Annotated in this window: 9 protein-coding genes; 6 read left to right on the forward strand and 3 right to left on the reverse strand. The window is 70.0% G+C overall.

Annotation, left to right across the window (positions count from 1 at the left end; genetic code table 11):
- Window positions 1–42: 42 nt before the first annotated feature.
- Window positions 43–1,212: a trypsin-like serine peptidase gene (locus IE198_RS19615; RefSeq protein ID WP_189888359.1), complete on the reverse strand. Its 1,170-nt coding sequence runs from the start codon at window positions 1,210–1,212 to the stop codon at window positions 43–45.
- 443 nt (window positions 1,213–1,655) lie between these two features.
- A complete protein-coding gene (locus IE198_RS19620; RefSeq protein WP_189888361.1) occupies window positions 1,656–2,831 on the reverse strand; it encodes a trypsin-like serine peptidase in 1,176 nt (391 codons plus the stop codon).
- 374 nt (window positions 2,832–3,205) lie between these two features.
- Here IE198_RS19620 and IE198_RS19625 point away from each other — a divergent pair, with 374 nt between their 5' ends.
- From IE198_RS19625 to IE198_RS19645, 5 genes are read left to right on the forward strand one after another with little or no spacing between them, the layout of a single operon-like run.
- Window positions 3,206–4,597 carry a diaminobutyrate--2-oxoglutarate transaminase family protein gene (locus IE198_RS19625; protein WP_189888363.1) on the forward strand — a complete coding sequence of 464 codons (1,392 nt, stop codon included), beginning with the start codon at window positions 3,206–3,208 and terminating at the stop codon, window positions 4,595–4,597.
- 29 nt (window positions 4,598–4,626) lie between these two features.
- Entirely contained in the window at window positions 4,627–6,591 is a 1,965-nt protein-coding gene (locus IE198_RS19630; RefSeq protein ID WP_373299900.1) for an IucA/IucC family protein, read from the forward strand.
- Window positions 6,592–6,632: 41 nt separating this feature from the next.
- Complete coding sequence (locus tag IE198_RS19635) at window positions 6,633–7,397, forward strand: GNAT family N-acetyltransferase (protein ID WP_189888365.1); 765 nt, start codon at window positions 6,633–6,635, stop codon at window positions 7,395–7,397.
- 59 nt (window positions 7,398–7,456) lie between these two features.
- Window positions 7,457–9,313 (forward strand): IucA/IucC family protein, encoded by a 1,857-nt coding sequence (locus IE198_RS19640; RefSeq protein WP_373299901.1) that lies wholly within the window; start codon window positions 7,457–7,459, stop codon window positions 9,311–9,313.
- A 12-nt stretch (window positions 9,314–9,325) separates the two neighbouring features.
- Window positions 9,326–11,296 (forward strand): ATP-dependent DNA helicase, encoded by a 1,971-nt coding sequence (locus IE198_RS19645; protein WP_189888367.1) that lies wholly within the window; start codon window positions 9,326–9,328, stop codon window positions 11,294–11,296.
- A 198-nt stretch (window positions 11,297–11,494) separates the two neighbouring features.
- Here the strand turns inward: IE198_RS19645 and lexA are convergent, their stop codons facing one another.
- Window positions 11,495–12,280 carry a transcriptional repressor LexA gene (gene lexA / locus IE198_RS19650; RefSeq protein WP_189888369.1) on the reverse strand — a complete coding sequence of 262 codons (786 nt, stop codon included), beginning with the start codon at window positions 12,278–12,280 and terminating at the stop codon, window positions 11,495–11,497.
- A gap of 538 nt (window positions 12,281–12,818) precedes the next feature.
- Between lexA and nrdR the strand changes: the two genes are divergently transcribed.
- Window positions 12,819–13,331 (forward strand): transcriptional regulator NrdR, encoded by a 513-nt coding sequence (nrdR, locus tag IE198_RS19655; protein WP_189888371.1) that lies wholly within the window; start codon window positions 12,819–12,821, stop codon window positions 13,329–13,331.
- Window positions 13,332–13,342: the final 11 nt, after the last annotated feature.

Consider the following 13,342-nt stretch of genomic DNA (forward strand, 5'->3'; position numbering starts at 1 on the left):
CCCCGGCCGGGGCGGGCCTTTCGCCGTGCTCAGAAGCCGGGCCTACTGGCCCGCGAACTTGTCGCTCATCATCGTGTAGATCTGCTGCGCGCCCTGATCGAGCCGCGGACCGGCCAGCCAGCCAGAAGTGACGGGGCCGATGGAGGTGTTGGAGACCAGCGCCAGCTTGCCGTTCGGTTGCTCGGCGAACCAGCCGCCGCCGGAGGAACCGCCGGTCATGGTGCAGCCGATACGCCACATGGTCGGAGTGCCGGGAGCGATGGACAGCCGGCCGGGCCGGTCGACGCACTTGTGCATCAGCGCACCGTCGTACGGCGGCGCGGCCGGGTAACCCCAGGCGCCCATGGCGCTGATGTCCTTCGCCTCGGGAGCGTCGAAGTCGATGTCGAGGGCGACGCCCACCGTCTCCTCGAGGGACTTGGTGCCCTGCTCGGGCTTCACATGCATCACGGCGTAGTCGTACGGGGCGCCGGTGCCGCCCGTCGGGCCGCCCTCATCGATCCACTCGCCGGACGTCGCGACCCAGTCCGCCCAGTAGACGCCGTAGGGCGCGACCTCGTGCGGCTGCGCGTTCTCCAGTGCGGCCGGGGACTTGCCCTGGTCGTTGTAGGCGGGGACGAAGGCGATGTTGCGGTACCAACCGCCGGCCCGGCCCGCGTGGACGCAGTGGCCGGCCGTCCACACGAGGTTGGACCTGCCGGGGTTCTTCGGGTCCTTGACGACGGTCGCGGAGCAGACCATCGAGCCCTCGGGGGCGTCGAAGAAGACCTTGCCCACGGGGGCGGCGTTCTTGTGGTACGGCTTCTTCTCCGGCTCCGCCCGGACCGGGCGCGGCTCGGGATCGGTGACGCCCTGGTCACCGGAGATGTCGCCGGCGGCCATCGTCTTCGCCGGCGCCTTGGCCGTCGTCATCCGCTCAGGCTTCCACAGGCCCTCGATCACCGGGTTGACGAAGTCCTTGGCCTCACGCAGCCACTTGTCCTTGTCCCAGTTCTTCCACTCGCCGTTCTTCCACTGGTCCAGGTCGACACCGCGCTCCTTGAGCTTGTCGGCCAGGTCCGCAGGGACCGCGGCGCCACCGTTGTCAGCGGCCGGGCTGGACGCGGCCGGTTTGTCCGCCGCGTCGTTCTCGCTCGGGCCGCAGGCGGTCGCCGTCAGGCCGAGTGCCGTGACGAGACCGGCCGCGGCCAGCAGTGGACGTATGGATCGCATGGGACGATTCCCCCTGAAGTGCTCAGTACTTGCCATGGAAACAGCTGCTTGCCATGAACTTGTCATGGGAAAAGGCGGCCGTCGGGGGCCGCCTCACGCTGCGCCACCACTCTAGGCGCTGCGCACGGACGATCATCCTGGACGGGCCCTGCTCACCCTCAACTGCACGGACTCTCCACGAGGATGGCGAGCCGAAGGGGGCGCGCGGGTGTCGAAAGGGAGTGGGGGCACCACCCGCCAGGGCAGGGGGAGCGCGCCGATCCCGAGGAACGAGGGATCGAGCGCGATCGACCGTCGACACACGCACAAAGCGCCCGGAGGCGAACCGGGCGAGAACGACGCAGAAGGGCGAAGCGCAAGGGTCTCGGCCTTACGGTCGAGACCCCTCCCCGCATCACTTCATGCGGACGCCCGTGCGCACGGCTCCCTTGCCTCTTCGGCGGTCACTGTCCCGCGAACTTCTTGCTGACCGCGTTGTAGACGCCCTCGGCGTCCTTACCGAGGCGCGGACCTGCCAGCCAGCCTGCCGTAACCGGGCCGATGGAGGTGTTGGAGACCAGGGCCGGCTTGCCGTCCTGCCCCTGCGCGACCCAGCCACCGCCGGACGAACCGCCGGTCATGGTGCAGCCGATGCGGTACATCGTCGGCTCATCGGCGTTCAGCGACAGCCGGCCCGGCTTGTCGGCGCACTGGAAGAGCTTCTGGCCGTCGTACGGCGGAGCCGCCGGGTAACCGGTGGCGGTCATGTTCGCGATCTTCGGCACCGCAGGGGCGTTGAAGTCGACCGGCAGGGCCGAACCGACCGTCTCCTCGAGGGACTTGCCGTTGCCGCCCTTCTCCGGCGTCACGTGGATGACGGCGAAGTCGTAGGCCGCGCCCTGGCCGCCGGTCGCGGCGCCCTGGGAGATCCACTGGTCGGAGGTCTGCGCCCAGTCGCCCCACCAGACACCGTAGGGAGCGATCTCCTCCTTGGGTGCCTTCTCCAGCTCCGCGGTCTCCTTGGCCCCGTCGTTGTACGAGGGGACGAAGGCGATGTTTCGGTACCAGCCGCCACTCTTACCGGCGTGCACACAGTGGCCGGCGGTCCACACCATGTTGGACTTGCCGGGATTGGCCGGGTCCTTGACGACAGTCGCGGAACAGACCATCGAACCCTGCGGACCGTCGAAGAAGACCTTGCCGGCCTCCGCGGCGTTCGCGTGGTACGGGGCCTTCACGGCCTGGGCGTCGACCGGCGCGGGAGCAGGGTCGGTGACGCCTTCGTCGCCCGAGATGTCATTGTCGACCGGCTTCTCCGGGGGCTTGTCGGCATCCCGCATCCGGTCCGGGTCCCAGAGGTCCTCGATGATCGGGTTGACGAAGTCCTGGGCCTCACGCAGCCACTTGTCCTTGTCCCAGTTCTTCCACTCGCCGTTCTTCCACTTGTCCAGGTCGATCCCGTGCTCCTTGAGCCGGTCCTTGAGATCGTCCGGGATGGTGATCTTGCCGTCGGCGGACTGGCTGGCCGGCGCGCTCGGCTTGTCGCCGGCGCTGTCCTCGCTCGGGCCGCACGCGGTGGCGGCAAGCGCCAGCACTGCGGCTATCGATGCCGCTGCCAGCGTCGGGCGAATGGGTCGCATCTCTTGATCCCCCTGGGACTTCGGTGGTGCTGATCTGTCGAACTGTGCTGCTGAGCTGTTGAACCGAGTTGTTGAACAGAGTTGTTGAACTGTCGGAGTTGTGCAGGAACTTCTGGAACGAGCAAGTCCCCGGCCGATCCGGTGGAACTCGTCAGCCGGAGTGCAGCCCCCCACTATGCCGGTGCCGTTGGGGACGGCGTGCGGCAGGTCCTTGGTTCCGGAGGCGCAAGGATCTTCCGTATGCCCGTGATCCCCGGCCCTCCGCGTCGTTGGAAAGTGCGGGGGACACAAGGACAGCCTCCAGCGCCGGTGCGCCGCGCAGAAGTGACGTACCGATGTGCAACGCAACCGTGACAGCCGGAGGACGAACAGCCGTGGCCGTGACCGAACCTGCTCCGGTGGCGCCGACCGCAGCTCATGAGGGGATTCTGCGCAGACAGTCGCTCCGCGAGTCCGCTGCCCGCACCTATGCGCGCTCACTGCCCATCGTGCCGGTCCGGGCCAGGGGGCTGACGATCGAAGGAGCCGACGGGCGCCGGTATCTCGACTGCCTCTCCGGCGCTGGCACCCTGGCGCTCGGGCACAACCACCCCGTCGTCCTCGAAGCGATCAAGAAGGTCATCGACTCCGGCGCTCCGCTGCACGTGCTGGACCTCGCCACACCCGTCAAGGACGCTTTCATCACCGAGCTGTTCGCCACGCTCCCGCGGCCGCTGGCCGAGGACGCGCGCATCCAGTTCTGCGGTCCCGCGGGCACGGATGCCGTCGAAGCCGCGCTCAAGCTCGTCAGGACCGCCACCGGCCGCAGCGGCCTGCTGGCCTTCACCGGCGCCTACCACGGCATGACGGCCGGAGCGCTCGAAGCCTCCGGCGGCGCCACGGACGTACGGGTCACCCGCCTCCCGTTCCCGCACAACTACCGCTGTCCCTTCGGGATCGGCGGCGAGCGCGGCGCGGAGCTCGCCGCCCGCTGGACGGAGAGCCTGCTCGACGACAGCAAGAGCGGCGTTCCGACGCCGGCCGCCATGATCCTCGAGCCCGTGCAGGGGGAGGGCGGAGTGATTCCGGCCCCCGACGAGTGGCTGCGCAGGATGCGAGTTCTGACCGCCGCCCGCTCCATTCCGCTGATCGCCGACGAGGTGCAGACCGGAGTGGGCCGCACCGGCACCTTCTGGGGCGTCGAGCACAGCGGAGTCGTACCGGATGTCATGGTGTTGTCCAAGGCCATCGGCGGTTCCCTTCCGCTCGCCGTCGTCGTGTACCGCTCCGAACTCGACGCCTGGCCCCCCGGGGCCCACGCGGGCACCTTCAGGGGCAACCAACTCGCCATGGCTGCGGGTGCCGCCACGCTCGCCCACGTCCGTGAGAACGCTCTCGCCGAGCGCGCAGGGACGCTCGGCGCCCGCATGCTGGCCTCCCTGCAGGGCCTCGCCGCGGCCCACCCCTGCATCGGTGACGTACGCGGCCGGGGGCTGATGATCGGCGTCGAACTCGTCGAGCCCGACTCCATGGCACCCGACGCAGTCGTCCCCCCTCCGGCACCCCAGCTCGCGGCAGCCGTGCAGCAGGAGTGTCTGCACCGCGGCCTCATCGTCGAGCTGGGCGGACGCCGGGCCGGTGTCGTACGCCTGCTGCCTCCTCTCACCCTGACCGATGAACAAGCCGTGGCCGTCCTCGACCGCTTCGCCGACGCCCTGGCCGCCGCAGAGCGCTCCACACAACGCCGCACCGACAACAGGCAGTCGCACAACAGGCAGTCGAACTGACCCCGGACAACGTCACAAGGGAGCCCTCCGTGAACCCCATTCCCGTACCCGATGCGCCCGAGTCCCACGACGGCCCCGCCGGCCACCACCGCGACACGTGTGGAGCGAGCGGCCCCCTCACGATGGAGCCCGTGACGGTGCCACGTCAGCCCGGGCGCCTCGACGAACAGCGCGGCGGTCGCGCGGGCACGCTCGCGCAGGCCGACGGCCCCGGCCGGCCCGGCGCAGAGACGGACCGCCTCGACCACCGCGCCCATCACGGCCCGGTGGACCACCGGGACCCGCTCGACGACCTCGACGAGCGCCGTGCCGCGGACACGGCGACCGTGGAGAACCTCCTGCGCTGCTGGGTGCGGGAGAACGACCTGACCCGGCCCGAGGGACACACCCTGCGTATTCCGCTCGACGCCAGCGGCACCGCGCTGCTGGTCCCCGTGCACTACTGGTCCGCCACCGGATGGCACCGTTTCGGAGCTCCCGCCCTGGAGGGGAGCTCGCGCGAGGCCACACGGGCCGACGCGGTGACCGTCGCCGCGCTCCTCGGCCGTGAAGCCGGCCACGCCGAAGGAACCGATCTCGTGGCCCGGGTCGCCGACTCCGTCCGCCGCACGGCCGGCTTCATCGCCGACCGGCGAGAGCGCCCCGCTGCCCCGCCCGAGGCGGACCTGTTTCTCACCGCCGAGCAGTCCCTGCTGCTCGGCCACCCCCTCCACCCGACACCGAAGAGCCGCGAAGGACTCTCCGACGCCGAAGCACGCAGCTACTCGCCGGAGTTGTACGGCTCCTTCCGATTGCACTGGATGGCTGTCGACAAGTCCGTCCTGGCCGCCGAATCCGCCTGGACAGAACAGGGCCGCGCCGTCACGGCCGAACAGCTCACCTCCCGTCTCGCGGGAGACCTCCCGCTCCCCGACAACACCGCTGCCCTGCCGCTGCACCCATGGCAGGCCGAGGACATCGGACAGCGCCCCGCGGCATCCGCCCTCCTGGACGCCGGTCTTCTGCACGACCTCGGCCCTCATGGCGAACTCTGGTACCCCACCTCCTCCGTCCGTACGGTGCACCGCCCCGGCGCCCCGGCCATGCTCAAACTCTCCCTCGGCCTGCGCATCACCAACTCCCGCCGGGAGAACCTCCGCAAGGAACTGCACCGAGGAGTCGAGGTGCACCGACTGCTCCGCGCCGGCCTCGCCGAGCAATGGCGGGCCGCCCACCCCCGCTTCGACATCGTGCGCGACCCGGCCTGGCTCGCCGTCGACACCCCGGACGCCGAACCCCTGCCCGGGCTCGACGTCATGATCCGCCACAACCCCTTCGGCTCCGGCGACGACGCGGTCTGCATCGCGGCGCTGACCGCCCCCCGCCCCTGGCCCGGGCAGGCGGGCATGCGCTCGCGTCTCTCCCTCACCGTCGAGCGGCTCGCGGCCCGGACGGGCAGGCCCGTTCCCGCAGTGGCCGCGGAGTGGTTCCTGCGCTATCTCGACCATGTCGTGCGCCCCGTGCTGTGGCTGGACGCCACAGCAGGCGTCGCCCTCGAGGCCCACCAGCAGAACACGATCGTGCTGCTGGACCCCGACGGCTGGCCGACCGGTGGCCGTTATCGGGACAACCAGGGCTACTACTTCCGCGAGTCCCACCGCGAGCGGCTCGACGACCGCCTCCCGGGTATCGGGACGCACAGCGACACCTTCGTCTCCGACGATGTCACCGACGAGCGCTTCGCCTACTACCTCGGCATCAACAACGTGCTCGGTCTGATCGGAGCCTTCGGGGCGCAGCGCCTCGCCGACGAGCGTGTCCTCCTCGCCGGCCTCCGCCGTTTCCTCGCATCCGCGGCCGCCATGGGCTCACCACTGCCCGGTCAGTTGCTCGAGACGCCCACACTCCGCTGCAAGGCCAATCTGCTCACCCGGCTGCAGGGACTCGATGAGCTCGTCGGCCCCGTCGACACCCAGTCCGTCTACGTCACCATCGCCAATCCCCTCCGATCCTGAGCCTGCAACCCGCATACCGAACCGCGAGAGGAGACGCCGCATTGCCTCCCACCGATACGCACACCGACAGTGGGCTCGGCCCTGCTCCCCGGCCTGGAGGAGGTGCTGAGGACACGCTCGACCTGCGGCTCCCGGACGACTTCCTCGCCCTGATCCATGAGAACGACAGCTGCCTGTCCACGACGCGAACGCCCACCGGCCACCGGTCACAGACCTGGGTCGACGCCTTTGCCGGCGACCTGCTCGACGACCTCGGCGCGTGGTGCCCGAGGGACACACGCGCCGGCACCTTCCAACTCGTCCCCGTTGTCCTCGAACGTGATCTCGCGCTGATCACCCGATGGATGAACGACTCCACCGTCGCCGCCTTCTGGGAGCTGGCGGGACCCGACCTCGTCACCGCCGACCACCTGCGCGCACAACTCGAGGGCGACGGCCGCAGCGTCCCCTGCCTCGGCGTCCTCGACGACACACCCATGAGCTATTTCGAGATCTACCGAGCCGATCTCGATCCGCTCGCCCGTCACTACCCGGCGCGCCCGCACGACACGGGCGTTCACCTGCTCATCGGCGATGTCGCGAACCGGGGCCGCGGCGTCGGCTCCGTCCTCCTTCGCGCCGTGTCCGACCTCGTGCTCGACAAGCGGCCTCTGTGTATGCGGGTCATCGCGGAACCCGACCTGCGCAACACCCCCTCCGTCTCCGCGTTCCTCAGCTCCGGATTCCGGCTCTCCGCCGAAATCGACCTTCCCGACAAGCGAGCCGCCCTCATGGTCCGGGACCGCGCCCTGCGGAGCCTGCTGTGAACCACCCGCTGTATTGCATACACCGCTCGATCCGCATCGGTTCCACCCGAGGAGTCCCCGTGCCGAAATCTCCCGCCAGCCACGACTCCGTCCCCCTCGTCCCGCCCGGTCTGACCCGCCGGAACTGGGACCGGGCAGCTGCCCGACTGCTCGCCAAGATGCTCGGTGAATTCGCGTACGAGGAGATCATCGAGCCGGTCCGGGCCCATCCGGACCGCCCGGCAACGACGGCCGGCGGCGACCTCTACGCCCTCCCCGTCGAAGGGAACAGCGCGTTCACCTTCCGGGCCCGGCGAGGAGCCTACGGAAGCTGGCGCGTCGTCCCCGGCTCCGTCCGATGCGAAGACCGGCCCTTCTCCGACCCGCTCGCCTTCCTCGCGCTGGCGAAGGACCTGCTCGGCCTCGACGGAGCCACCCTCGGCCATCTGCTGCGTGAAATGTCCTTCACCCTGACCGGCGACACCCGGCTCGACGGCACCGCGCTGAGCGCCGCCGAGCTGGCCGACCTGGGATACGCCGAGCTCGAAGGCCACCAGACCGGCCACCCGTGGCTGGTCCTCAACAAGGGACGCATCGGCTTCTCCGCCACCGACGCCGCGCGCTGGGCACCCGAGGCCCGCCGCCCCGTGTGCCTGCCCTGGATAGCGGTCAAGACCGGTCTCGCGGCCTACCGCGGCGTCCCCGGCCTCGACGCGCAGGACCTCTACAGCCGCGAGCTCGACGAACCGACCCGCGAGTCCTACGCCGGCGCGCTGCGCGCCAAGGGCCTGGATCCCGCCGAGTATCTGTTCCTGCCCGTGCACCCGTGGCAGTGGGACGAAGTGCTGCTGCCCCTGTACGCACCCGCTGTGGCCCGCGACGAGATCGTCCCGCTGCCCAGCGACGGCGACCTGCGACTGCCCCAGCAGTCCATCAGGACGTTCGTGAACGTCGACCGGCCGGACCGCCACACCGTCAAGCTGCCGCTGTCCATCCTGAACACCCTGGTCTGGCGGGGGCTGCCCACCGAGCGGACTCTCGCGGCTCCCGCCGTCACCTCCTGGGTGCAGGGACTTCGTGACGCCGACCCCTTCCTGCGCGACGAGTGCCGGGTCGTCCTGCTCGGCGAGGTCGCCTCCGTGACCGTCGAGCATCCGCTGTACGACCACCTGGCCGAGGTGCCCTACCAGTACAAGGAACTGCTCGGCGCGATCTGGCGGGAGCCGCTCCAGCCGCGACTGGACGCGGGTGAACGGGCCCGCACCCTCGCCTCGCTCCTCCACACCGATCCACACGGCCGGGCCTTCACCGCCGAACTCGTCACCCGGTCCGGCCTCGCCCCCACGGTCTGGCTCCAACGGCTCTTCGCGGCTCTGCTGCCGCCACTGCTGCACTTCCTCTACCGCTACGGCACGGTCTTCTCCCCGCACGGCGAGAACGCCATCGTGATCTACGACGACCACGACGTTCCCGTCCGCCTCGCGATCAAGGACTTCGTCGACGACGTGAACGTGAGCGCACAGCCCCTGCCCGAGCACGCCTCGATGCCAAAGGAGGTGCGGCGGATCCTCCTCACCGAGGAGCCAGGCTTCCTCACCCAGTTCATCCACTCGGGTCTCTTCGTGGGGGTGCTCCGCTATCTCGCCCCGCTCTGCGAGGACCAACTGGACGTGCCCGAGGAGAAGTTCTTCTCGCTCGTACGGGAGGAGATCCTGCGCCACCACGCACGCTTCCCCGAGCTCAAGGAGCGCTACGAGGCGTTCGACCTGCTCACCCCACGTATCGAGCGCCTGTGCCTCAACCGCAACCGACTCCATCTCGACGGCTATCGCGACCGCCCCGAGCGCCCGCACGCGGCCGTCCACGGCACCGTTCCCAACCCCTTGGCGCCGTCGGACGGCCCGCTGCCCGATCCGGTTGTCGGTGGCGCCCCGTAGGGTGGTCGGGCTATGACGAAGCCATCCCTCCCCGACCTCCTCCATGCCGCCGTGACCGCCGTCGGCGGTGTGGAGCGGCCAGGCCAGGTCACCATGGCCGAGGCCGTTGCCGAGGCCATCGACGACGATTCCCACCTGCTTGTCCAGGCCGGCACCGGTACGGGCAAGTCGCTCGGCTATCTCGTCCCGGCCCTCGCCCACGGCGAGCGTGTGGTGGTGGCGACGGCGACCCTGGCGCTGCAGCGCCAGCTCGTGGAGCGTGATCTTCCGCGTACGGTCGAGGCGCTGCATCCGCTGCTGCGACGCCGACCCGAATTCGCGATGCTCAAGGGCCGGTCGAACTACCTCTGCCTGCACCGCCTCCACGAAGGCGTGCCGCAGGACGACGAGGACGGACTCTTCGACCAGTTCGAGGCCGCGGCGCCCACGAGCAAGCTCGGTCAGGACCTGCTGCGCATGCGGGACTGGGCCGACGAGACGGAGACCGGTGACAGGGACGACCTGACCCCGGGCGTGTCCGACCGCGCCTGGAGCCAGGTCTCCGTGTCCTCCCGTGAGTGCCTGGGTGCTTCCAAATGCGCCTACGGAGCGGAGTGCTTCGCCGAGATGGCGCGCGAGCGGGCCAAGCTCGCGGACGTCGTGGTCACCAATCACGCCCTGCTCGCGATCGACGCCATCGAGGGCGCCCCGGTGCTGCCGCAGCACGAGGTGCTGATCGTCGACGAGGCGCACGAACTGGTCTCCCGTGTCACCGGCGTCGCCACGGGCGAGCTCACCCCCGGGCAGGTCAACCGTGCTGTCCGACGAGCGGCCAAACTCGTCGACGAGAAGGCGGCCGACGCACTCCAGACGGCCGCGGAGACCTTCGAGCGCCTTATGGAGCTGGCCCTCCCCGGTCGTCTGGAGGAGATCCCGGAAGACCTGGGCTACGCCCTGATGGCGCTGCGGGACGCGGCCCGCACGGTGATCACCGCGATCGGCTCCACGAGGGACAAGTCCGTCCAGGACGAGGACGCCGTGCGCAAGCAGGCCCTCGCCGCCGTGGAGAGCGTGCACGCGGTTGCCGAGCGGATCACCCACGGCTCCGAGTACGACGTGGTCTGGTACGAGCGGCACGACCGCTTCGGGGCGTCCCTGAGGGTCGCACCGCTCTCCGTCTCAGGGCTGCTGCGGGAGAAGCTCTTCGCGGAGCGGTCGGTGGTGCTGACCTCGGCCACGCTCAAACTCGGTGGCGACTTCAACGGGGTGGGGGCCTCCCTCGGCCTCGCACCGGAGGGCAGCGGGGGAGAGGAGGTGCCGCAGTGGAAGGGCATGGACGTCGGATCGCCCTTCGACTATCCCAAGCAGGGCATCCTGTACGTCGCCCGGCATCTCGCCACACCCGGGCGCGAGGGTTCCAGGGGCGACATGATGGATGAGCTCGCCGAACTGGTGGAGGCCGCCGGAGGGCGTACTCTCGGGCTCTTCTCCTCGATGCGGGCCGCAAAGGCGGCGGCGGAGGAACTGCGCGGCCGCCTCGGCAACCCGATCCTGCTGCAGGGCGAGGAGACCCTCGGCGAGTTGATCAAGTCGTTCGCCGCAGACCCGGAGACCTGTCTGTTCGGCACGCTCTCGCTCTGGCAGGGCGTCGACGTGCCCGGTCCCGGCTGTCAGCTCGTCGTCATGGACCGTATTCCGTTCCCGCGGCCGGACGACCCGCTGATGAGCGCACGGCAGAAGGCCGTCGAGGAGGCGGGCGGCAACGGCTTCATGGCCGTGGCGGCGACGCATGCAGCACTGCTGATGGCTCAGGGAGCGGGCCGGCTGGTCCGGGCCACCGGGGACCGGGGAGTGGTGGCGGTGCTCGATCCGCGTCTCGCCAATGCGCGCTACGGCAGTTATCTGCGCGCCTCGCTGCCCGACTTCTGGTACACCACGGACCGCAACCAGGTGCGCCGCTCACTGGCGGCCATCGACGCGGCGGCGAAGGCGGAGGGAAAGTAGCGCCGGAGGCCAACGCGGAGGAGAGCGGTGCGGAGGTCCAGACGGAGGAAGCAGCTCCGGGAGGCAAACGGCGCCGGAAGGGCATTCGACGCCGCTGCGTCCGGGAGTCGCTCTGCGCCCGAAGCCCGCGTGCAGACAACGCAGGACCCCGGGACCGGCGCAGTGGATCCCGGGGTCCGGTCTGGGCCGGCGGGTGTTTCACACCCGCCGCAGCACCGCCACCACCTTGCCGAGGATGGTCGCCTCGTCGCCGGGGATGGGCTGGTACGCGGCGTTGTGCGGGAGCAGCCAGACGTGGCCGTTCTCCCGCTTGAAGCGCTTGACCGTGGCCTCGCCGTCGAGCATGGCGGCCACGATGTCCCCGTTCTCCGCCACGGGCTGGCGTCGCACGGTCACCCAGTCGCCGTCGCAGATCGCGGCCTCGATCATCGAGTCTCCGACGACCTTCAGTACGAAGAGCTCACCATCGCCGACCAGCTGGCGGGGGAGGGGGAAGACGTCCTCGACGGACTCCTCGGCGAGGATGGGTCCACCTGCCGCGATCCGGCCGACGAGGGGGACGTACGACGCGGCGGGCTTGCCGGTGGTGTCCGTGGGCTGGGTGCTGGGCTGGTCGGAGCCCCGGACCTCGTACGCCCGGGGGCGGTGCGGGTCCCTGCGGAGGAATCCCTTGCGCTCGAGGGCCATGAGCTGGTGGGCCACCGACGAGGTGCTCGACAGGCCGACCGCCTGGCCGATCTCGCGCATCGACGGCGGGTACCCCCGCCGCTGCACGGAGTCGCGGATGACCTCGATGACGCGCCGCTGCCGGTCCGTGAGGCCGGAGCTGTCGGCCCGGATGCCGGGAGGTCGACCGGGCAGCGAGCGGCCTGGCTTCGGCCCCTCCGGGGTCGTGGCTGCGTCATTCATGGCATGCACCGACTCGAATCGGCTCTGTGAGCGGTCCTGGGCAGTGATGGTGGCACTGTCTGCGGTGGTGGTCACGTCGGCCCCTCTCGAATGGTCTCCCTAGCTGGACAACGGTAGTTGCTTTCGAAAGGTTGCGCCAAACACACGTTCGAGTGAAAAATTGCAGATTGCCTGACGTGGGCATTCTGCTGGGTGTAGTGCGAATGATCGAACCGGCCGGTGCACCCGTTACGGTAGCCTTCGCCGCCGGCGGTGGCGGCGCGGGGTCGTTCCGAACTTGCCGGCCCGTCCCTTCCAGTCTCGCATTCCGATCGCTGGGAGGTGGGAATGCCGAGCCTCTGTGTCGTCCGCGCCGAGGGCCTCGAGCACTCCGCGCAGTCGGCCGATACAGGCCGTGTCCGAAGCGGCCCCGGAGCCCGCGCGAGGCGACACGCTTCGTGACCTGAAAGTACGCCAAACCCCAGATCTAGTGGTTGAATTGGCTCCGCCACCCAGAAGTTGTGTCCCCGGTGCTCCATGGCCGAGGGCATCGCCTATGCTTGTGGCTGCTTCGCGGGGCCGGATCCGGCCTGCGGGGCCAGTCGGTCGTGCTCAGAAGGAGGGGTTGGGAGCCATGCACTGTCCCTTCTGCAGGCATCCCGACAGTCGCGTCGTCGACAGTCGCACCACCGACGACGGGACGGCGATCCGCCGGCGCCGGCAGTGTCCGGACTGCGCCCGGCGCTTCACGACGGTCGAGACCGCCTCGCTCATGGTGATCAAGCGCAGCGGAGTGACCGAGCCCTTCAGCCGTACCAAGGTCATCTCCGGTGTGCGCAAGGCGTGCCAGGGGCGGCCGGTCACCGAGGACGCTCTTGCCCAGCTCGGCCAGCGGGTCGAGGAGGCGGTGCGTGCCACCGGCAGCGCCGAGCTGACCACCCATGACGTGGGTCTGGCCATACTCGGCCCGTTGCAGGAACTCGACCTCGTCGCCTACCTGCGTTTCGCGTCCGTGTACAGGGCGTTCGACTCACTCGAAGACTTCGAGGCCGCCATCGCGGAGCTCCGCGCCGGCCGGCCTCCTGCTGAGGCAGGCGGGGGCGGCGGGGCCGTTGAAGTCCCCGTGCCCGCCACCGCCGCCGACTGAGCGAGAGACGC

Source organism: Streptomyces xantholiticus (assembly GCF_014651015.1).
Lineage (GTDB): Bacteria > Actinomycetota > Actinomycetes > Streptomycetales > Streptomycetaceae > Streptomyces > Streptomyces xantholiticus.